The sequence below is a fragment of the Bacillus sp. SG-1 genome (assembly GCF_000181495.1).
GTDB lineage: Bacteria > Bacillota > Bacilli > Bacillales > Bacillaceae_B > Rossellomorea.
Window position 1 is genome coordinate 1 of sequence record NZ_ABCF01000017.1, and the last position, 20,155, is coordinate 20,155.

Genomic DNA, 20,155 nt, shown 5'->3' on the forward strand with positions numbered 1-20,155 from the left:
AAGTACATAAAACAGAAGAAGCAGTTTCAAAACCAGCCGCCCAGGCTCCTGCTCAAACATCTAAAGCACCAGAGGCTCCTGCTCAAGCTGAAGCACCTGCTCCAGCAGCGGATGAAAACCTTCATAAGATTGTATCCCCGATGGTTGGTACATTCTATCAGTCCCCATCGCCGGATAAGGATGCGTATGTGAAAACAGGAAGCAAAGTAAGTGAGGATTCTGTCGTATGTATCGTAGAAGCTATGAAGCTTTTCAACGAAATTGAAGCAGAAGTTAAAGGTGAAATTGTAGAAATTTTAGTGAAAGACGGACAATTGGTTGAATACGGTCAGCCGCTATTCCTGGTTAAGCCTGAATAAGGAGCGATCATTATGATAAAGAAGCTGTTAATCGCAAATAGAGGAGAAATAGCTGTACGTGTGATCCGTGCTTGTCGTGAAATGGGAATAGAAAGTGTTGCTGTTTATTCCGAAGCAGACAGGGAAGCACTTCATGTACAACTGGCTGATGAGGCTTATTGCATCGGTCCTACAGCAAGTAAAGACAGTTATTTGAATTTCACTAATATTATCAGTGTGGCTAAGTTGACTGACTGTGACGCCATCCATCCCGGTTATGGATTCCTGGCTGAGAATGCAGATTTTGCAGAGCTATGCCGTGAATGCAACATCACATTTGTCGGCCCGTCTCCAGAAGCTATCTCTAAGATGGGTACAAAGGATGTAGCGAGAGAGACAATGAGGAAAGCGGGAGTACCGATCGTTCCTGGTTCACAGGGAATCGTGAAGGATGCAGAGGAAGCGGTTTCATTGGCTGAGAAAATCGGATACCCTGTAATCATTAAAGCTACAGCTGGCGGCGGTGGAAAAGGGATTCGTGTTGCCAAGACAGAACAAGAGCTTATTAAAGGCGTTAATATCACCCAGCAGGAAGCCGCGACGGCTTTCGGCAACCCGGGTGTTTATATCGAAAAATTCATCGAGGATTTCAGACACGTTGAAATCCAGGTGCTTGGAGATAACTTCGGAAATGTTATTCACTTAGGTGAAAGGGATTGTACAATCCAAAGACGTCTGCAGAAGTTGATTGAAGAAACTCCTTCACCTGCTCTTGATGGCGAAACAAGAGAGCAGATGGGGCAGGCTGCAGTAAAGGCTGCCCAGGCAGTTGACTATTCCGGCGCAGGTACAGTCGAGTTCATTTTTGACCATGTGAATAATAAATTTTATTTCATGGAAATGAACACCCGTATCCAGGTTGAACATCCTGTTACGGAACAGGTGACTGGTGTCGATCTTATCAAGGAACAGATTAAGGTCGCATCCGGAGAGCAGCTGTCATTGAAACAAGAAGAGATCGAATTCAACGGATGGTCAATCGAATGCCGTATCAACGCGGAGAACCCGGAGAAGAATTTCATGCCTTCCGCAGGGAAGATTGATCTGTATCTTCCTCCGGGCGGACTTGGAGTAAGGGTCGACTCTGCTGCGTATCCGGGATATACGATTCCTCCATATTATGATTCCATGATTGCCAAACTGATCACCTATGGAGCGACAAGGGAAGAAGCGATCGCCAGGATGAAACGTGCACTAAGCGAATTCGTAATTGAAGGCGTTCATACAACCATTCCGTTCCATTTGAAAGTGCTCGAGCACGAAACATTTGTCAGCGGTGAATTTAATACGAAGTTCTTGGAAATACATGAGGTAATGAAGTCTTAATCAAAGCTATGCTATAATAAATTATAAGTATTCAGGCGAAAACAGTGGAGGTGTACATTCATGGCTGAAAATCAAAACCAAAACCAAGGCCTATTGCAAATGTCACATGGTAAAGACGGTTTAGGTAAAATTGAAATAGCACCCGAAGTAATTGAAGTGATTGCAGGGATTGCTGCGTCAGAAGTCGAGGGCGTTGCTCAAATGCGCGGTAATTTTGCCAGTGGTGTAGTTGAGAGGCTGGGCAAGAAGAATCACGGTAAGGGAGTCAAAGTCGAACTTGCAGAGGAAGGCATTCAAGTTGATGTCTATTGTATCATGCAATTCGGTGTATCCATTCCAAGTACTGCTCAAAAAATTCAAGATAACATCAGGCAGGCGCTGCTTAATATGACAGCTTTGGAAGCGGACGAAGTGAACATCCATGTTGTTGGAGTGCAGTTCGAGAACCAAAAAACCGAGCAGGAACTGGAAGAAGAATAAGTTCATGTTCTTCTTGAAAAAACCAAAGGTTAAAGCCTTTGGTTTTTTTGTATTGCAATTACAGAATGTTTCTTTGCAAACATGTTTAAGAAAGTATCACTTGTGATACTTTTAAACATAGCGTTTTGTGCAGGTGGTGGGTAGTTTATTTTATAGCATGTGAAATATTTATTGAAAGCCGATCTTCTTAGTGCCGGTTGGTTACGGCGGTCAAGCTGAGTCATGGGGAGAACATCCCGCTGTCTCCGTTGGAAAAGTCATCATCAAATCAATACTGCTCTTCGCTGTTCCTTTATATCATGAGAGAGCCCTTCAATCTGTATGCTTTAAGCGGGGGATTGCGGCTTTTTAATATTCAGAATATAGGATTAATTGATGTTTGCGTGCTTTCACCGGCTTAGTTATGCTATTATCATTGATATGATGAAATCTGATTAGATTAAAAGGAGTACAAAGCAAAATGAAAAGACGTACAGCGCGTGAAAAAGCTTTACAAGCATTATTTCAGATGGATATGTCCGGAATGACTGCCGATGAGGCATTAACAAATGTATATGAAGATACACCTTCAGATGAGTATCTTGAAAACCTTGTAAATGGTGCGACAGAGAATAAAGAAAAGATTGACGGTCTGATTAAGGAGAACCTGGAAAAATGGTCTTTTGACAGGCTGGCGAAAGTTGATAGAAATATATTGCGTGTGGCGGTTTATGAATTGTTGGAAGCTGATGATGTTCCCAGCAAAGTCGTCATCAATGAAGCAATTGAAATTGCCAAGACATATGGAGATGACCAGTCAGGCAAATTCATCAATGGTGTGCTTTCAAAAGTGAACGCCGGTATTGAAGCACAGGGTGAGTAAGGGGGAGTAATATGCCCGCAAAATTAATCGATGGAAAGCAGATTGCAAAGTATTTTAGAGATTCCATCACAGAAGAAGTGAAACAATTAAAAAAAGAGGGCCAGGTTCCCGGATTGGCTGTCGTTCTTGTAGGGGAAAACCCTGCGTCTAAAACATATGTGAAAATGAAGCGGAAAACCTGTGAAGAAATGGGCATCCATTCAGTGTTAGTCGAATACAACAACAAAGTTAGTGAAAATGAGTTGTTGGAAAAAATAGAGCAACTAAACAATGATTCATCAATTCATGGCATCCTGGTCCAGCTGCCTCTTCCAGAAGGAATAGAGACAGCAAAAGTGATTGAACGAATATCACCGGATAAAGATGTGGACGGTTTCCATCCGGTGAATATCGGCAGAATGATGATAGGGGAAGATTCATTCCTCCCTTGTACACCATACGGTATCATGAAAATGCTTCAATACGAAGATATTAATCCAGCAGGGAAGCATGCGGTCGTAGTGGGAAGAAGCAATATTGTCGGGAAACCGGCAGGACAGCTATTGCTTAGGGAAAATGCCACCGTGACGTACTGCCATTCAAAAACCGAAAACCTTTCCGATTACACCCGGAATGCTGATATTTTGATCTCTGCTGCCGGACGGGCAAAATTCATTAATGGAAATGATATTAAGCCTGGAGCTGTTGTCATTGATGTGGGGATGAACAGAGATGAAGAAGGAAAACTTTGCGGGGATATTGATTTTGAAAGCGCCAGGAATACAGCGGGTTATATTACCCCGGTGCCTGGAGGTGTGGGACCGATGACGATAACCATGCTTATGTATAACACCGTCAAGGCTGCCCGAAGAACATTCAACAATCTTTAAGCCGTGAGGTATTTCTGATACATCCTGATCGTTTTTTTGTTAAAATAATAGTGATCCCAAAAGGCTGCATTCCAGACAAAGGAAGCAGCTTTTTGTTAACAGAGATCATACATATTCGATAATTTTACAGAAATGACCTGATTACATAAGAATACTTTGTGCTTTTTGAGTCCCTGACTGGGATTTGAAATCGACGTAAAGAAAAGGCGATACAACTGTAACGCCTTTTAAGGTACGGCAATGATTAAAGGTGAAAACTTTTTTTGACAGGCGCTAAGTGTAAACTGTATCTGGTGAGAGGGGGAAACCTGTGATGGAAACGCCTCAATACCTGACAATTCAGGCATTGACCAAATATATAAAAAGGAAGTTTGACAAAGACCCCCACCTATCAGGAATATATCTGAAAGGTGAGATATCGAACTTCAAACGGCATTCAAGCGGACATATGTATTTTACCCTTAAGGACGAGAAAGCAAGGATACTGGCTGTCATGTTTTCCTCTGCCAATGCCTCAATGAAATTTAATCCTGAAAATGGCATGAAGGTTCTAGTCAGAGGGGATATTTCTGTCTATGAAGCCGGTGGACAATATCAGATTTATGTAAAAGAAATGCAGCCGGATGGGATAGGGGATTTGTTCCTGGCTTATCAGCAGCTAAAGGAAAAGCTGGAAAAGCAGGGTCTTTTTAATGATGGAAGGAAGAGACCACTGCCAAAATTCCCGCGGAAAATTGGGGTGATTACCTCTCCAACTGGTGCGGCTGTAAGGGATATCATTACGACCATTGAGCGCAGGTATCCAATTGCAGAAATATTAGTTTATCCAGCTTTGGTCCAGGGAGAAAGGGCCTCTAAGTCTGTTGCTGATTGCATAAAGAAAGCGAATGATAATAAGGGAATCGATGTTCTGATTGTCGGAAGGGGCGGAGGTTCAATAGAGGAATTGTGGGCCTTTAATGAAGAACGAGTGGCTCTTGCGATATCTGAGTCTTCGATTCCGGTAATATCTGCTGTCGGGCATGAAACTGACTTTACAATTGCTGATTTCGCAGCGGATATGAGAGCTCCCACCCCAACGGCAGCAGCCGAGCTTGCGGTGCCTCACATAGATGATCTTTTGGAAAGGGTACTAAGCCGGAAAGTCATGCTCATAAGGGGAATGAAAGCGAGATTGAATACCGAGAAGTCAAGATTGAAAAGCGTGAGCAGCTCTATCGTGTTCAGGAATCCCCGCCGATTATATGAGCAGAAGATTGAAGCGGTCGATCGTCTGACAGAAAAGCTGAATAGAACGCAGCATTTGAGAATGCAAACCCAAAGAGATAAGTTGGCGCACTTGAATTCAAGTTTGAGGAGAGTCCATCCGGGCAGGTTATGGGAACAGAAAAATGAAGAGTATCTTCGTATGGAAAAACATCTACAAGTGCAGTTTTTAAATATACTTAAACAGAAACAGAGTGATTTCAGCAAGACGATTTCTACATTGGAAGCATTGAGCCCTTTGAAGGTAATGGACAGGGGGTACAGCCTGGTATATTCCCAAGATGAAAAACTTGTCAAAACAAAGGAAGTTGTGAAAGAAGGAGAAAAGGTAACGGTACACCTTCAAGATGGTAAGCTGCATTGCCGCATAGATTCTATAGAGGAGAGTGAAAGTTAATGGCGGAAGAGAAAAAAATGTCGTTTGAAGAAGCAATGGAAAGACTTGAGATGATTGTCCAGCGACTTGAAGAAGGAGAAGTTCCTCTTGAAGAAGCGCTTCAGCAATACCAAAAGGGAGTGGAATTGTCCAAATACTGCCATGACACGCTGAAACATGCAGAAAAACAAATGACAAAATTGATGACGGATGAAGGTGAAAAAGAATTCTCTTTATCAGAGGGGGAGAATTCGTGATTCCTGTTACATTAGAAAACTTTACAGCTCAATACAAAGATCTTTTAGAAGAAAAGCTGAATGAGCTGCTGCTAGACTTGGATGCTCCGGAAAAAGTGAAAGAAGCTATGGCTTATTCTTTGAAAGCGGGCGGGAAAAGAATTCGTCCCCTTCTCCTTTTTGCCACTCTGCATACTTTGGGGAAAGATCCCAAGATAGGACTTGAGTCAGCGGCAGCTCTTGAAATGATACATACATATTCCCTCATCCATGATGACCTTCCGAGTATGGACAACGATGATTTAAGAAGGGGAAAACCAACAAATCATAAGGTTTTTGGAGAAGCAACGGCTATCCTTGCTGGTGATGGGCTGCTGACATACAGTTTTGAAGTTCTTGCAGGCACGCCGGATGTTTCTGCAGAGAAACTCATAAGACTTGTTTCCCTGCTGGCAAAATCGGCGGGTCCTGAAGGGATGGTGGGCGGACAGGCTGCGGATATGGAAGGTGAAAGCCAATCCCTGTCTGTAGAAGAGCTGGAGTACATCCATAAGAACAAAACCGGCCGGCTTCTTGCTTTCAGTGTGATGGCCGCTGCCATCCTGGCAGATTCCACGGAAGAGCAAATAAGTCTATTGGAGGAGTACGCGTTCCATATCGGTTTGGCATTTCAAATTCAAGACGATATCCTTGATGTAGAAGGCAGTGAGGAAAAAATCGGTAAACCTGTGGGCAGCGATGAAAACAAATTTAAAAGTACTTACCCTGCACTTTTGACTCTTGAGGGGGCGAAGGAAAAACTGCGAAACCATTTACAAAAAGGCAAGTCAGCGCTTGCTGCATCTGACCTCGATAACGGGCTGCTTGTAGAAATTGCCGATATGATCGCTTCCAGAGATCATTGATTTGCCCTGTTTGAGAAAATGGTGAATTCGTGATATAATGTTTCTACAACTTAATAGGGATGGTGCAGTATTCTAGTCAATCTACCAGTTCTGAAGGTGGGCCTAAAAATCCACTAAAGGGCACATCGATGAAGTTCCTTGTTTCGGCTTGAGGCGCCCAGCCTTGGGTCGAAGCTGGGAGTAAGGTACAAGGGCGATCCACAATGGCATGTGGGCGTTGACCCTTGCACCGCGGAGGTTCCGTTCTGGGCCGGCAAGTTGCATGAGCAACAGAACGGAGTATAGACCTGCGATGCGGTGACAACCGCTAGCAGCGTAGCCTGCCTTGAGTGAAGTGTGAGGGGATTATGGTTACAAGGTACACATCAGTTGGCCATTGATATGTGCTTTTTCGCCCATATGAAATCCACTTTGCAAAAGAGGCTAAGAACATGGTTAAAGGTTGCTGAGGAAAACTCCTAGACTGTTCCCATTTGTGACATATATTGAGGATTATAGTGCGGACTAAGTGGTAATCCAGTCTAACTGCTGGTGACACAGTTAAGTCGGGTTTAAAGGGAAACCGCCGGTATGGCGACATCCGGTACCTGATTGGGAAAACCTACTGGACCTAAGCTGCAATTTTTACTCAATGTATGACCATCCCTTTACATATTTGAATGAATAAATAACTTACTACATAGATTCTTAATAGAGAAACGGTGTGTGTAACTGCCTAATGAAGGACGTAATGAAAAACTCAATAAAATGGAGTATTAGCATTGCCGTTATCACGTTTGTGTTAGCGGCTCTTTTTTCAATCTTTTCTAATTTGATATTGAACGAAGTTACCTGGGTGATCGGCCTGATAGTAGTGCTTATCATTGTTTTGATAGGTATTTTTTTTGATATGCTTGGAATAGCAGCCACGGCAGCGGATGAAACCCCTTTCCATGCGATGGCAGCCAAGAAGGTCTATGGTGCAAGGCAATCCATCCGGATCGTTCGGAATGCGGACCGTTTTGCCAGCTTTTGTAATGACGTAATCGGAGATATATCCGGTATTATAAGTGGTACTGCCACAGCCATTGTACTTATCGGGCTGACACTTGACCTTCAGATCAATAACGGCTCTCCTGTTGAGTATGCAGTAAATGTACTCTTAACGAGTCTCATTGCGGCATTGACGGTTGGAGGTAAAGCGCTCGGAAAGACATTGGCAATCCAGCATTCGAAGGATATTATCTTTCAGGTGGGAAAAGTGTTACAATTTGTGGAGGATAAATTTCACATTACCATCATTAAAGATAAAAAAGATAAAAAGCGAAAAAAACGTGTAAAACTGAAACAAAACATTTAGTTATGAAAGTTGGTGACCTGGATGGATCTGTTATCAATTAAAGACCCTTCCTTTCTAAAGTCGTTATCACAGCAAGAACTTGAATCTTTGAGCGAAGATATTAGAAAATTTTTAATAGAAACCTTATCAAAAACAGGTGGACATATCGGCCCCAACCTGGGAGTTGTGGAGCTTACAATCGCCCTTCATAAATGTTTTGACAGTCCTAAAGACAAAATCATCTGGGATGTCGGCCATCAATCATATGTTCACAAGATCCTGACAGGACGCGCAGGCCAGTTTGGTACACTTCGACAGTACAAAGGCTTATGCGGCTTCCCGAAAATGGTGGAAAGCGAGCATGACGTTTGGGAAACGGGGCACAGCTCGACCTCCTTATCTGCGGCAATGGGTATGGCTATTGCTAGAGATGTGAAAAAAGAAGACTCCTTTATTGTTCCGGTTATCGGAGACGGCGCTTTGACTGGAGGAATGGCCCTTGAAGCGTTGAACCATATTGGCCATGAACAGAAAGATATGATTGTCGTCCTGAATGACAATGAAATGTCTATAGCCCCGAATGTGGGAGCCCTGCATAATGTGCTGGGCCGTTTGAGGACTGCCGGGAAATATCATTGGGTCAAAGATGAATTGGAATATATTCTAAAAAAAATACCGGCTGTCGGCGGCAAGCTGGCTGTGACTGCAGAGAGAGTAAAAGACAGTCTTAAGTATTTGTTTGTATCCGGCATGTTCTTTGAGGAAATGGGCTTCACTTATCTTGGTCCGATTGACGGCCATGACTATAATGATCTGCTTGAAAATATCCAGTATGCCAAAAAGACTGAAGGCCCTGTCATTTTGCACGTTATCACGAAAAAAGGGAAAGGCTTTCATCCTGCTGAATCTGACAAAAAGGGGACCTGGCATGGAACGGGCCCATATAAAATGGATTCAGGGGATTTAATCAAGCCTGTCAACGCCCCCCCTTCCTGGAGTGGTTTGGTCAGTGAGACAGTGCGGAAGCTTGCCAGGGAAGATGAAAGGATTGTGGCAATTACTCCTGCCATGCCGGTAGGATCAAAGTTGGAAGGGTTCGCAAGCGAGTTCCCTGACCGGATGTTTGACGTGGGGATTGCAGAACAGCATGCTGCTACTGTTTCGGCAGGGCTTGCCACACAGGGCATGAAACCTTTCCTTGCCATCTATTCCACCTTCCTTCAAAGGGCGTATGATCAAGTGCTGCATGACATCTGCCGACAGAATCTGAACGTCTTCATCGGAATTGACAGAGCGGGGCTTGTAGGTGCTGATGGAGAAACCCATCAGGGAGTCTTCGATATTGCCTTCATGCGCCATCTGCCAAACGTCGTTCTCATGATGCCGAAAGATGAAAACGAAGGGCAGCATCTAGTCAACACCGCCATCAAATATGACGATGGACCAATTGCCCTCAGGTTCCCTCGAGGCAACGGTTTAGGTGTCAAGATGGATAAGGAACTGAAGACGATACCAATTGGTGAATGGGAAGTATTGAAAGAAGGAAGGGACACTGCGATCTTAACCTTTGGCACTACCATTCCAATGGCCCTGGAAGCTGCAGAACAACTTGAGAAGCAAGGGGTTTCTGTCAAGGTCGTAAATGCTCGTTTCATCAAGCCTCTCGATGAAAAAATGCTTTCCGGCATAATGCGGGATAATATGCCTATCCTAACAATAGAAGAGGCCGTTCTTCAAGGCGGATTTGGAAGTGCAGTACTTGAATTTGCCCACGAGCATGGCTTTAATGAAGTAACTATAGAACGTATTGGAATTCCCGATAAATTTATTGAACACGGTAGTGTCAAAGAGCTGTTGAAAGAGATTGGGATGACAACGGAAAATGTTGTTGACCGGATTCAAACGATGATACCAAAAAAACAAAAAAGGGCTTGAAGATGAAAGTAAAAAAACAACGATTAGACGTACTCCTTGTAGAACGAGGATTAGCTGAAACAAGAGAAAAAGCAAAGCGGGCTGTAATGGCGGGACTGGTTTACAGTAAGGAATCCAGGCTCGATAAACCAGGGGAGAAAGTGAATGAAGACATCCCCCTTACTATCAAAGGAAATGTTCTTCCTTATGTCAGCAGGGGCGGATTAAAGCTTGAAAAAGCACTGGAAAAGTTTGATTTAAGTGTAGATGGAAAAGTAATGATTGATATCGGTTCCTCAACAGGAGGATTTACCGATTGTGCACTGCAAAACGGTGCGAAACTTTCATACGCACTCGATGTCGGTTACAACCAGCTTGCCTGGAAACTGAGACAGGATGAAAGAGTTGTCGTTATGGAAAGGACCAACTTTCGGTATGTAAAACCTGAAGATCTGGTGTCTGATATGCCCAATTTTGCGACAATGGACGTTTCTTTCATTTCCCTCTCCCTCATTTTACCGGTCCTGAAAACGCTGCTCGTTCGTGACAGTGATGTCATAGCGCTGATCAAACCGCAATTTGAGGCAGGAAAAGATCAGGTAGGTAAAAAAGGGATTGTCAGGGACCCTGCCATTCACCATGCCGTCATTGAAAAGATCGCGAACCTTGCTCTAAAGGAAGGTTACGATATCAGGGATATTTCCTTCTCCCCGATAACAGGCGGAGAAGGAAATATCGAATTCCTTATTCATTTATCGTGGCATGGAGAGAAAGAGGCTGGAGAAAACCACCTCAGATACACCATCCAATCGGTAGTGGACGAAGCTCAAAATGAATTTAAGTCGAAGTAGAAAGAATAAACTCCTCGTTTATTCTTTTTCTTTTGTTAAATGATAAATAGGTAGTCTTTCTCCTCGTATGCGGGGTGAAAAAATGTTTACCCAACCCTCGTAAAAGGAAGACAGAGATACACAACATGGTTTTTTATTGTGATAATAATATAAATAAGCTAACATGAATGTAGAAGTATAAATATACAGCAGTTAACGAGTAAGAGGTGTGGGAGTTATGATGAATAAAGGGCAAAGGTTAATAAAAATCAGGGAACTGATTTCAAATCATGATATTGAAACACAGGATGAGCTTGTAGATCGACTGAAGAACGCAAACTTCAATGTAACGCAAGCCACCGTATCACGTGATATTAAAGAACTTCACCTGGTAAAGGTCCCATTGATGGACGGCCGTTATAAATACAGTCTGCCGGCAGACCAGAGGTTCAATCCGCTGCAGAAATTGAAAAGGACACTGACTGATGCGTTCGTAAAAATTGACTCGGCAGGACATATGCTGGTGATGAAAACGCTGCCAGGTAATGCCAATGCCATCGGTGCCCTAATTGATAATCTTGATTGGGAAGAGATACTCGGCACCATTTGCGGTGATGACACTTGCTTGATCATTTGCAAGACCGAAGAGGATACAGAGAAAATATCTCAGCAATTTCTTGATATGCTTTGATTGAGGTGAAATAGTATTGTTACAGGAACTTTCAATAAAAAATTTCGCAATCATCGACGAACTGACCGTCTCTATTGAGGAGGGGCTGACCGTCCTTACAGGTGAAACGGGCGCCGGTAAATCCATCATCATCGATGCCGTCCATCTGCTTGTAGGGGGGAGGGGCTCTTCCGAATTTGTCAGGCATGGTGAAAAGAAGGCTGAAATAGAAGGGCTATTTACATTGGAAAAAGAAACACATCCCTGCTATAAAAAAGCCGCTGAATTTGGAATTGAAATAGAAGAAGGAATGATTGTCCTGAGAAGGGACATATCCAGTCAGGGGAAAAGCGTATGCCGTATTAATGGCAAACTTGTAACCATTGCAGTACTAAGGGAAGTTGGCTCAACTCTTATAGATATTCATGGTCAGCATGAACATCAGGAGCTGATGAATGAATCGCTGCATCTCACTTTACTGGATCAGTTTGCTTCTAATGAGTTGAAGTCCTCCATGCAAAATTATAAAGAGGTTTTCAAGGAATTTGAGACAGTGCAAAGCAGACTAAAAAAATATAATGAAAATGAGCAGGAAATGGCTCATAGGCTGGACCTCATTCAATTCCAGCTCTCTGAAATAGAAAAAGCAGCTCTCCAGCCTGGAGAAGATGAGGCACTTTTGGAAGAGAAAAATAAGCTGATGAACTTTGAAAAGCTGTTCGACTCGCTGCAAAATTGTTACAACAGCATTCAGGGCGAAGGTCGTGGGCTTGATTGGGCCGGCCTGGCTATGAGTCACATTGAAGGAGCCGCCGGAGTGGATTCCAAATATGACAGCCTTCTGGAGACCATCTCTAATAGTTTTTATTTGCTTGAAGAGGCTGCAGGTGCTGTGCGATCGGAATTGGATGAGTTGGAATTTGAACCGGACAGGCTTAACACCATAGAAAGCCGCCTGAACGAAATCAATACACTAAAAAGGAAATATGGATCTTCCATTGAAGAGGTTTTGGAGTACAGTGTGAAAATTGAAGAGGAACTGGAAACAGTCACAAATAAGGATGCCCTTATACACGAGCTGGAGAAGAAGCTGAAATCTTTGGAAAAAGACTTGTACCTAGAGGCGGAACAGCTATCAGTCATCCGGAAAAAAGCGGCGAAAAAGCTGACGGCTCGAATACATGAACAATTAAAGGAACTCTATATGGACAAAACGACATTTGAAGTCCGTTTTGTACAAGAACCTTCAAAGACCAATTCGTTCAAATATAGAAAAGATGGAGCGGATCAGATTGAATTTTATATCTCAACAAACCCGGGCGAACCACTGAAGCCTCTTTCAAAAGTCGCTTCCGGCGGGGAACTTTCCAGGGTAATGCTGGCGTTAAAGACAATCTTCTCCAAACACCAGGGCATCACCTCCATCATATTTGATGAGGTGGATACCGGTGTCAGCGGGAGAGTTGCTCAGGCAATTGCGGAGAAGATTTATCAAGTTTCAATAAATTCACAGGTGATGTGTATTTCCCATCTCCCGCAGGTTGCAGCAATGGCTGACTCTCATCTTTATATTGCCAAAAAATCATTGGGCGGACGGACTAGTACATCCGTAACAGCCTTGAAGCAAGAAGAAAAAATACGCGAAATCGGCAGAATGATCTCGGGTGTAGAGTTTACGGAGCTGACAAGGGAGCATGCTAAAGAATTGCTGGGCCTTGCAGATTCCATAAAAAATAAATGAAATGGCTCCTGACCCTTAGGGTTACGGGGCTTTTTTTATTCTTTCACCTGAAGATTAAATGTATAATTTTGGACAAACTGTGTAAATTTAAGCCTATTATATGTGATAAAAGCAAAACTATTCACCTTTTACAGCATTCCCACAGCTATCCAAAATGGGTAGCTTTTTTTCTTGAGCGCTGGTTATAAATGTCCTGTTTGAAGGCAAAATTAAAACTGTAGCCAAGAAGAAAGTGTGTGTGGATTAGAAGCGAGGAGAGTGAAAAAATGAATTCAGATTTATTCAGGAAATTGATTGGTGGAATTCTCCTTGTTTCACTTTGCTTCATAGGTTTTTTGAAACCTGTTCAACAATATATCCATTTACCAAATAAAATAGTCATGATGCAGGGTGAAGAAGTTACGCTTCCCAAGGCAGCGCCTGTATCGGCTATGCCTGCAGCCTCTTCAAAAGTGGCATTAAGCAATTCCAAAGATTCTTTAACAATTCAAGGTGACAATGTCGGTAAAGAAGAGGTACTACTTGAAATTGCGGGAGTGCCAATAAAGAAAGTTGATGTGGAAGTCATCAAAGACTTCAAGGTCATTCCAGGAGGGCAGTCCATTGGAGTGAAGTTGAATACCCTTGGTGTACTGGTTGTAGGACATCACCTGGTACAAACAGATGGCGGCGATGTATCCCCTGGTGAGAAGGCGGGAATACAAGTCGGAGACATGATTACAGAAATTAACGGGAAGAAAATTGAAAAGCTGGCAGACGTGGCACCTTTTGTTCAAGAGGCCGGCGAGAGCAAGGAAGCTCTGAAGGTTGTCTTACGAAGGGATGACGAAAAGATTAAAACCGAGCTGCAGCCGATGAAAGACAGTAACGAAAACTCCTATAAACTTGGATTATATATCCGTGATGCAGCAGCAGGAATAGGTACGATGACTTTTTATGAACCTAAATCAAAAAAGTATGGTGCTCTTGGTCATGTGATTTCAGATATGGATACGAAGAAACCGATAGTAGTTGAAGATGGTGAAATTGTGCACAGTACGGTTACGTCGATTGAAAAGGGCAGCAACGGTAAACCTGGTGAGAAACTCGCGCGATTTACCGGTGAAAGGGATGTCATAGGAGACATAACCCGTAATAGTCCGTTTGGTATTTTTGGGAAATTAAACAGGGACATTAAAAATGGCATGCTTGACAAAGCACTGCCGATCGCATTGTCCCACCAAGTCAAAGAGGGGCCCGCACAAATTTTGACGGTGGTGGATGGAGAAGAAGTGGAATTGTATGACATTGAAATCGTCAGCACGATCCCGCAAAAATTCCCTGCCACTAAAGGGATGGTCATTAAAGTTACAGATCCTGACTTATTAGACAAAACGGGCGGGATTGTCCAGGGGATGAGCGGAAGTCCTATCATCCAGGACGGAAAGCTTATTGGAGCAGTGACACACGTTTTTGTTAATGACCCAACGTCCGGTTACGGGGTCCATATTGAATGGATGCTGAACGAAGCAGGTATAGACATATACGAAGAAGAACGAGAAAAAGCGAGCTGACAGGCGGTTGATACCGTCTGTTTTTTTCTCGTTAGGGTTTGAGAATTGCCAAAATAAAGACAGCGTGGTAAGTGTTTTACTGAGAGAACAACCTATTTTGAATATTTTCGGCCCAATGAGACTCAATATTTTATATGGTGTTATGTTGGTCTAATTAGGATGTTTTCAGGCCAATGAGACTCAATATTCAAGGGGATGTTGGTCTGATTAGGATGTTTTCAGGCCAATGAGACTCAATATTCAAGGGGATGTTGGTCTGTTTAGGTAGTGATCAGACCACTGAGATTCAATATTCTAGTGAATGTTGGTCTGATTAGAAAGTTATCGGCCCGATGAGATTCAATATTCAAGGAGATGTTGGTCTGATTAGGATGTTTTAACCCACTGAGACTTAATATTCAAGGAGATGTTGGTCTGATTAGGATGTTTTCGACCCACTAGGACTTGATATTCAAGGAGATGTTGGTCTGTTTAGGATGTTTTCGACCCACTGAGATCCAATATTTAAGGGGCTGTTGGGTCGTTTAGGTTGTAATCGGCCCAATGAGATTCAATATTCTAGGGGGTGTTGGTCTGTTTAGGTTGTAATCAGCCCAATGAGATTTAACATTTTAGGAGATGTTGGTCTGTTTAGGTTGTAATCAGTCCAATGAGATTCCCTATTTTAGAGGATGTTGGGCAGTTTAGGTTGTAATCAGCCCAATGAGACTCAATATTTAAGGGGGTGTTGGTCCGATTAGGATGTAATCAGACAAATGAAATGAGATTCAAATTACACTTTCGCTGGGTTTGATAACGAAGGTAAAAGGTGAAAGCCAAACGTGCGTCTCTGAAGGCACGCATCTGCAGGGAAAATGGCCAGACGTAAACCAACAAACAAAATATTTCACCACCCCGTTCGGAATGTCGTTTACAAACAAAAACCAGGTTTAAAAAGATAAAAAAATTTCGCAGCCTTCGCAACAAAAGTTACAACTCCATTGCATCTATTTTGTGATAAAATAATATTATAAAGATTTTTCGACAAACCAATAATACTCATATCGAAACAGGTCGAAATTAAGAGAAAATAAAAGGAAATCAAAGAAAACATTTAATTTTTGAGTTTTTTTCAAAAAATAAGAGGATTTCTTATTGCTTTGTCGAAAATTTACTTTAGAATAAAAAATAGAGTGGATATGGATTATATCGGATTGAGGAGGAAAACTGTAGTGAATTCAATTAAAGTGTGTGTAGTTGATGATAATCGTGAGTTAGTTTCGTTACTGGAGGAATATATTTCATCCCAAAATGACATGGAGGTCGTAGGTGTCGCTCATAACGGCCAGGAGTGCCTAGAACTTCTTGATGAGGTTGAGCCGGATGTCATCGTTTTGGACATCATCATGCCTCACCTGGATGGCCTTGCTGTCCTTGAACGTATCAGGGAACGTTCTGTCATTCCGAATGTGATTATGTTGACTGCTTTTGGACAGGAAGATGTTACAAAGAAAGCCGTCGATTTAGGGGCTTCATATTTCATACTAAAACCGTTTGATATGGAAAATCTGGTCAGCCATATTCGCCAAGTGAGCGGAAAATCAAATCCGATATTCAAAAAATCCTCTTTACATTCACGATCTGCTGCAGAATCAAAACCGAAGAATCTTGATGCGAGCATTACAAGTATCATTCATGAAATAGGGGTACCTGCCCACATTAAAGGGTATCTATATTTAAGAGAGGCAATCTCAATGGTTTATAAAGATATCGAGCTGCTGGGGTCCATTACAAAGGTTTTATATCCGGACATAGCCAAGAAGTTTAATACAACCGCAAGCAGGGTTGAACGTGCCATCCGTCATGCGATTGAAGTTGCGTGGAGCCGAGGAAACATTGATTCAATTTCGAGCTTGTTTGGATATACAGTAAGTATGACAAAAGCAAAACCGACAAACTCCGAATTCATCGCTATGGTCGCGGATAAGCTTCGTCTAGAGCATAAAGCTTCCTGAAAGAGTGAGGAGTAATAACGCCCTTATATTGTTTATACAGATATGATAATACAGAGCCTGGTAAATCTTTTGGTTTACCGGGTTTATTTTTTGTATTATAGGTTAGGGAAGTATAGACGGTTCAGCCGTTGATATTCTATCAATGACTCAGAGATGAATGGAGTTGGTTGTTTTGACCTTGATCTTTGCGCACCGGGGTTCGGCCGGAACCCATCCCGAAAACACCATGGAAGCTTTTATAGAGGGTGAACGTGCGGGGGCTGATGGAATGGAACTCGATGTCCAGCTCTCGAAAGATGGGGAAATTGTGGTCATTCATGATGAAACTGTGGACAGGACGACAAACGGAAAAGGATTTATCAAAGATTTAACACTCAAAGAAATTAAAAAACTCGATGCCAGTTATAAGTATAAAAAGCTTTTACAAAAAGTACGGATTCCCACCTTGCGGGAAGTGTTCCAATGGATGAAGAAGAATGAGATGATTTGTAATATTGAATTGAAAAATGGAATCATCCCATATCCTCAGCTGGAAGCAAAAGTAATAGCCCTTATTGAGGAATTTGGGTATGAGAACAGGACGATCATTTCATCATTTAATCATTACTCCATTGTTCACTGCTACAGCCTCAATCCGGACGTTGAGATTGCTCCATTATATTCAAATGGGCTCTTTATGCCATGGGTTTACGCTCAGTCTATCCATGCTAAATCCATCCATCCCAATATTAAAGTTGCCCCGGATGCGCTCATTATTGACTCCATGAAAGCGGGAGTGGCAGTGAGGCCGTATACCATTAACAGCGAAAACCTTATGAAAAGGCTGTTCAGTATAAATTGTACAGCCATTATCACTGATTACCCTGAAAAAGCGGTTAAGTTAAAAAAAAACGATGAAGCCTGATTCGATCGCTTGCCATAACAAAAAATCTATCCTGTCATACAGGATAGATTTTTTTATTTGGAATTATTGTTTTTAAACCGTTCCTGCACTTTATTTCGCTTTCTATCCCGATGAAGGATAAAACCGGCAATGAAGCCAAGGCCGCCTAAGAAAAATAATAGTCCCATGATGAATTGCAGCCAGAGTGCCGAAAAAGGCGGCTGCAGAATTCCGAACAGCATATCTCTCATCAGTTTTATCCCTAAAGCAGCGAGTGCGCCAGGAATCAGCATGATGATTAACGCAATCAGTCTTTGCATACTTATATTCTCCCCTACCAAAGTTACTGGAGTCATTATATCACAGATGAAATTTGTCAACCAAAGGAACTTACGATAAAATGGAAGAGTGTGAAAGATATTGCAGTCTCAATGCCAAGAGGTGGAAAGAAATTGCAAAATGTATTAATTGTAGGCGGTGGAAAAGGCGGAATAGCTATTCTTCAAATTTTGAGGGAAACCTCAGTATTGGAAGTTGCAGCTGTTTGCGACCTGAACGAGGACAGCCCGGGAATTCTTTATGCAAAGGAAAACGGAATTCCATACGGGGAAAATTGGAGAAATTTTCTTGATGAAGAGATAGATATCATCATCGAAGTAACGGGAGATCAGGAAGTATTTGAAGAACTGAGAGACTCAAGAGGAAAGAATACAGTTGTGATTCCGGGGAGTGTAGCTTTTTTAGTAGCAAAGCTTCTTAAGGAAAAAGAACACCTGATCGATGAAATGAAAAATGAAAATTTTAAACGTGACCTCATTCTTAACTCAACAGATGATGGCATGGTTGGAATTGATAAAAATGAAACAATCATCCTGTTCAACCGCAGTGCTGAAAAGATGATTGGAATCCCTGCAGATGAAGCGCTGGGCAAACATATTTATGAGGTCATTCCCAAGAGCGGGCTACCAAGGGTCCTGGAGTCTCAGAGAAATGAAATAAACCAGGAGCTGCTCCTGGAGAATGGTTTGAAAATCATCACCAATAGAATTCCGATGATAACCGGAGACCAGGAGGTCATTGGTGCCTTTTCGGTTTTTAAAGATATAACTGAAGTCGTGAATCTTGCTGAGGAGATAACCGACCTTAAAGAAATTCAAACAATGCTTCAGGCGATCATCCAATCCAGTGATGATGCAATATCTGTAGTGGATGAAGAAGGAAAAGGGATCTTGATCAATCCCGCCTATACAAGGATAACCGGCCTTACTGAAGAAGAAATTATCGGAAAGCCGGCGACTGCTGACATATCTGAGGGTGAAAGTATCCATTTGAAGGTCCTCCAAACTCGCAGAGCCATCAGGGGAAGCAAGATGAGGGTAGGTCCAAACAAAAAGGAAGTCATTGTTAACGTAGCTCCGATCATAGTTAACGGCAAGCTCAAGGGGAGCGTCGGTGTAATCCATGATGTATCCGAAATCCAGGCGCTGACCAATGAATTGGACAGGGCCAGGCGTATTATCAGAACGCTGGAGGCTAAGTACACTTTTGATGATATTGTTGGCGTTTCTGATGAAATGAAACTCGCTGTCGAACAGGCGAAACTTGGGGCGAAAACACCTGCAACGGTTTTGTTGAGGGGTGAATCCGGTACGGGTAAAGAGTTATTTGCTCACGCGATCCATAATGCAAGTGATCGAAAATATAATAAGTTCATCAGGGTAAATTGTGCAGCTATCTCAGAAAATCTTCTGGAAAGTGAATTGTTCGGCTATGAAGAAGGAGCTTTTTCCGGTGCAAAGCGCGGAGGGAAGAAAGGGCTGTTCGAGGAAGCGAACAACGGAAGTATTTTTCTTGATGAAATCGGAGAATTGAAAGCGGATACGCAAGCCAAACTTTTACGTGTTCTTCAAGAAAGTGAAATTGTCAAAGTTGGAGGCACGAAGTCTATCAGCATAAATGTCAGGGTCATCGCAGCGACAAATGTTAATCTTGAAAAAGCGATTGCCAATGGGTCATTTCGTGAGGATCTATACTACAGGCTGAATAGGATGCCGATCCAAATCCCTCCTTTGCGAACGAGAAGGTCAGATATCCCGTTATTAAGCGAAGTCTTAATACAAAAGATCAACCAGGATTACGGCCGGAATGTAGAAGGGATCAACCCATCTGCCATGGACAGGCTGCTGGATTATCATTGGCCGGGGAATGTCAGGGAGCTTGAAAACATCCTTGGAAGAGCCATGATTTTTATGAATTATAATGAAACAATGATTGAACCGAAACACCTTCCCTTTATGGATAAGATACAGGAAAAAAGCAATGGCGGGAAAGTGAAAGCGGGAACTGACGGCCGTGATTTGGCTGCTATGCTTGAGGAGTTTGAAAAAAATATTATTAGGGATGTTTTAGAGCATAATAAAGGCAATAAAACAGCTACCGCGAAAGCTCTCAAAATTTCTGTGAGAAATTTATACTATAAGCTTGAAAAACATAAAATTGAAACGGATAGCACGCAAGATTCTGCACACTAGGAA

18 protein-coding genes are annotated in these 20,155 nt (G+C 42.5%); 17 read left to right on the forward strand and 1 reads right to left on the reverse strand.

Annotation, left to right across the window (positions count from 1 at the left end):
• From accB to BSG1_RS09935, 16 genes are all read left to right on the forward strand, one after another.
• The coding region (gene accB, locus BSG1_RS09860; protein WP_006836872.1) for an acetyl-CoA carboxylase biotin carboxyl carrier protein at positions 1-359 on the forward strand (359 nt) is incomplete at its 5' end.
• 12 nt (positions 360-371) lie between these two features.
• Positions 372-1,724: an acetyl-CoA carboxylase biotin carboxylase subunit gene (gene accC, locus BSG1_RS09865; protein WP_006836873.1), complete on the forward strand. Its 1,353-nt coding sequence runs from the start codon at positions 372-374 to the stop codon at positions 1,722-1,724.
• A gap of 60 nt (positions 1,725-1,784) precedes the next feature.
• A complete protein-coding gene (locus tag BSG1_RS09870; protein ID WP_006836874.1) occupies positions 1,785-2,204 on the forward strand; it encodes an Asp23/Gls24 family envelope stress response protein in 420 nt (139 codons plus the stop codon).
• 460 nt (positions 2,205-2,664) lie between these two features.
• A complete protein-coding gene (gene nusB, locus BSG1_RS09875) occupies positions 2,665-3,066 on the forward strand; it encodes a transcription antitermination factor NusB (RefSeq protein WP_006836875.1) in 402 nt (133 codons plus the stop codon).
• An 11-nt stretch (positions 3,067-3,077) separates the two neighbouring features.
• Positions 3,078-3,935, forward strand: coding sequence for a bifunctional methylenetetrahydrofolate dehydrogenase/methenyltetrahydrofolate cyclohydrolase FolD (folD, locus tag BSG1_RS09880; RefSeq protein ID WP_006836876.1), 858 nt, complete (start codon positions 3,078-3,080; stop codon positions 3,933-3,935).
• Between the two features lie 313 nt (positions 3,936-4,248).
• A complete protein-coding gene (gene xseA / locus BSG1_RS09885) occupies positions 4,249-5,598 on the forward strand; it encodes an exodeoxyribonuclease VII large subunit (RefSeq protein ID WP_006836877.1) in 1,350 nt (449 codons plus the stop codon).
• Positions 5,598-5,834, forward strand: coding sequence for an exodeoxyribonuclease VII small subunit (gene xseB, locus BSG1_RS09890; protein WP_006836878.1), 237 nt, complete (start codon positions 5,598-5,600; stop codon positions 5,832-5,834). Before xseA ends, xseB begins: the two co-directional genes overlap by 1 nt.
• Positions 5,831-6,718: a polyprenyl synthetase family protein gene (locus tag BSG1_RS09895; protein WP_006836879.1), complete on the forward strand. Its 888-nt coding sequence runs from the start codon at positions 5,831-5,833 to the stop codon at positions 6,716-6,718. The genes xseB and BSG1_RS09895 overlap by 4 nt, the downstream gene beginning before the upstream one ends.
• 718 nt (positions 6,719-7,436) lie before the next feature.
• A complete protein-coding gene (locus BSG1_RS09900) occupies positions 7,437-8,057 on the forward strand; it encodes a hypothetical protein (protein WP_006836880.1) in 621 nt (206 codons plus the stop codon).
• A gap of 21 nt (positions 8,058-8,078) precedes the next feature.
• Positions 8,079-9,971: a 1-deoxy-D-xylulose-5-phosphate synthase gene (gene dxs, locus BSG1_RS09905; RefSeq protein ID WP_006836881.1), complete on the forward strand. Its 1,893-nt coding sequence runs from the start codon at positions 8,079-8,081 to the stop codon at positions 9,969-9,971.
• 2 nt (positions 9,972-9,973) lie between these two features.
• Positions 9,974-10,801: a TlyA family RNA methyltransferase gene (locus BSG1_RS09910; RefSeq protein ID WP_006836882.1), complete on the forward strand. Its 828-nt coding sequence runs from the start codon at positions 9,974-9,976 to the stop codon at positions 10,799-10,801.
• Between the two features lie 220 nt (positions 10,802-11,021).
• Positions 11,022-11,471, forward strand: a complete 450-nt coding sequence (ahrC, locus tag BSG1_RS09915; RefSeq protein WP_044022708.1) for a transcriptional regulator AhrC/ArgR — start codon at positions 11,022-11,024, stop codon at positions 11,469-11,471.
• A gap of 16 nt (positions 11,472-11,487) precedes the next feature.
• Positions 11,488-13,191: a DNA repair protein RecN gene (gene recN, locus BSG1_RS09920; RefSeq protein WP_006836884.1), complete on the forward strand. Its 1,704-nt coding sequence runs from the start codon at positions 11,488-11,490 to the stop codon at positions 13,189-13,191.
• 266 nt (positions 13,192-13,457) lie between these two features.
• Entirely contained in the window at positions 13,458-14,744 is a 1,287-nt protein-coding gene (spoIVB, locus tag BSG1_RS09925; RefSeq protein ID WP_006836886.1) for a SpoIVB peptidase, read from the forward strand.
• A gap of 1,211 nt (positions 14,745-15,955) precedes the next feature.
• Positions 15,956-16,738 (forward strand): sporulation transcription factor Spo0A, encoded by a 783-nt coding sequence (gene spo0A, locus BSG1_RS09930; protein WP_006836887.1) that lies wholly within the window; start codon positions 15,956-15,958, stop codon positions 16,736-16,738.
• A gap of 172 nt (positions 16,739-16,910) precedes the next feature.
• Positions 16,911-17,642: a glycerophosphodiester phosphodiesterase gene (locus BSG1_RS09935; RefSeq protein WP_044022703.1), complete on the forward strand. Its 732-nt coding sequence runs from the start codon at positions 16,911-16,913 to the stop codon at positions 17,640-17,642.
• A gap of 53 nt (positions 17,643-17,695) precedes the next feature.
• Here the strand turns inward: BSG1_RS09935 and BSG1_RS09940 are convergent, their stop codons facing one another.
• Positions 17,696-17,941, reverse strand: coding sequence for a DUF2627 domain-containing protein (locus tag BSG1_RS09940; protein ID WP_006836889.1), 246 nt, complete (start codon positions 17,939-17,941; stop codon positions 17,696-17,698).
• A 132-nt stretch (positions 17,942-18,073) separates the two neighbouring features.
• Here BSG1_RS09940 and BSG1_RS09945 point away from each other — a divergent pair, with 132 nt between their 5' ends.
• Positions 18,074-20,152 carry a sigma-54 interaction domain-containing protein gene (locus BSG1_RS09945; protein ID WP_044022704.1) on the forward strand — a complete coding sequence of 693 codons (2,079 nt, stop codon included), beginning with the start codon at positions 18,074-18,076 and terminating at the stop codon, positions 20,150-20,152.
• Positions 20,153-20,155: the final 3 nt, after the last annotated feature.

What these genes read in the sequence shown, in the direction of transcription:
- accC (WP_006836873.1), top strand. Translation starts at nt 372, where the DNA reads ATGATAAAGAAGCTGTTAATCGCAAATAGAGGAGAAATAGCTGTACGT.
- BSG1_RS09870 (WP_006836874.1), top strand. Translation starts at nt 1,785, where the DNA reads ATGGCTGAAAATCAAAACCAAAACCAAGGCCTATTGCAAATGTCACAT.
- nusB (WP_006836875.1), top strand. Translation starts at nt 2,665, where the DNA reads ATGAAAAGACGTACAGCGCGTGAAAAAGCTTTACAAGCATTATTTCAG.
- folD (WP_006836876.1), top strand. Translation starts at nt 3,078, where the DNA reads ATGCCCGCAAAATTAATCGATGGAAAGCAGATTGCAAAGTATTTTAGA.
- xseA (WP_006836877.1), top strand. Translation starts at nt 4,249, where the DNA reads ATGGAAACGCCTCAATACCTGACAATTCAGGCATTGACCAAATATATA.
- xseB (WP_006836878.1), top strand. Translation starts at nt 5,598, where the DNA reads ATGGCGGAAGAGAAAAAAATGTCGTTTGAAGAAGCAATGGAAAGACTT.
- BSG1_RS09900 (WP_006836880.1), top strand. Translation starts at nt 7,437, where the DNA reads ATGAAGGACGTAATGAAAAACTCAATAAAATGGAGTATTAGCATTGCC.
- dxs (WP_006836881.1), top strand. Translation starts at nt 8,079, where the DNA reads ATGGATCTGTTATCAATTAAAGACCCTTCCTTTCTAAAGTCGTTATCA.
- BSG1_RS09910 (WP_006836882.1), top strand. Translation starts at nt 9,974, where the DNA reads ATGAAAGTAAAAAAACAACGATTAGACGTACTCCTTGTAGAACGAGGA.
- ahrC (WP_044022708.1), top strand. Translation starts at nt 11,022, where the DNA reads ATGAATAAAGGGCAAAGGTTAATAAAAATCAGGGAACTGATTTCAAAT.
- spoIVB (WP_006836886.1), top strand. Translation starts at nt 13,458, where the DNA reads ATGAATTCAGATTTATTCAGGAAATTGATTGGTGGAATTCTCCTTGTT.
- BSG1_RS09940 (WP_006836889.1), bottom strand. Translation starts at nt 17,941, where the DNA reads ATGCAAAGACTGATTGCGTTAATCATCATGCTGATTCCTGGCGCACTC.